The following is an 830-nucleotide window of genomic DNA, read 5'->3' as shown; positions in this document are numbered from 1 at the left end:
TTTCTGCAAGGCGGCCCAGAGGTCGCCGGCGGTGGTGAAGATATAGTTGAAAGTGAGACGGCGGTCCTCGCAGAATGCAGCCCAGTTGGCGAAATCCTGGTACACCAGCCGCGCCGCCGGCGCTCCCTGGGCGACAAATTCGTAACTGCCGGTATGGATATTTTTGATTTGCCGGCAGCGATGGATGATGTCGTAGGCGGCCCAGGCGGGATTGGTGGCCGGTTTTTTCTGATATTCGCCCGCCTGGGGATTCCAGACCCAAACGTCGTTGCGGGTTTGCAGCCAGGTAATGTTCGGCATGCCCCCGCTCAGCTGGTTGGTGGCCAGGGCTTTGATGCCGACCAGCACCTTGCCGGGACGGGCAAAGTCGTCATAGATGATGCTGGAGAGCTGGGTCCAGAAAACTCGGGTGGAATAGCGGGTGTTGGTGCCGTCTTTGGAGACGCACCGGGCGCGAACCTCATATTGGGCGGCGGGAAGATGATCTACCCGGTAGGTGACTTGAAACGGAGTGTTGGTCGCTTTAGTAATCGTCACCGCTCCGTTGGTCAGGTTGCTCCAAGTGTCAGAACCAACCCGGCGGTACTGGGCTTGCACCGTGACAGACGTATTTCTCAGCTTTCCCTCATCATTGATGCGGTATAGTCCACCGGGAAACTGCAGAGTGATTTCCAGCCCCTGTACAGCATTGCCTTCCGTTTGATGGGTGATCCAGGGATTGTTGGGATCATCGATATCCAGTTCGTAAGCCAGGGATTGATCTAAATAGGTGTCATTAAAATTGTCAACCACCGGCTGATCATTGGCGCCCAGCCGGATTTCCGGCTCCG

The 830-nt window shown here is 56.6% G+C and carries 1 protein-coding gene; it reads right to left on the bottom strand.

All coding sequences use genetic code 11. The features are described from left to right. Positions 1-830: TipJ family phage tail tip protein (gene gpJ, locus ALO_RS22650; protein ID WP_004099422.1), on the bottom strand; the 830-nt coding region annotated here is incomplete at both ends.

The sequence above is a fragment of the Acetonema longum DSM 6540 genome, assembly GCF_000219125.1.
Taxonomy (GTDB): Bacteria; Bacillota; Negativicutes; order Sporomusales; family Acetonemataceae; genus Acetonema; species Acetonema longum.
This window is presented reverse-complemented; position numbering and strand designations above follow the sequence as displayed.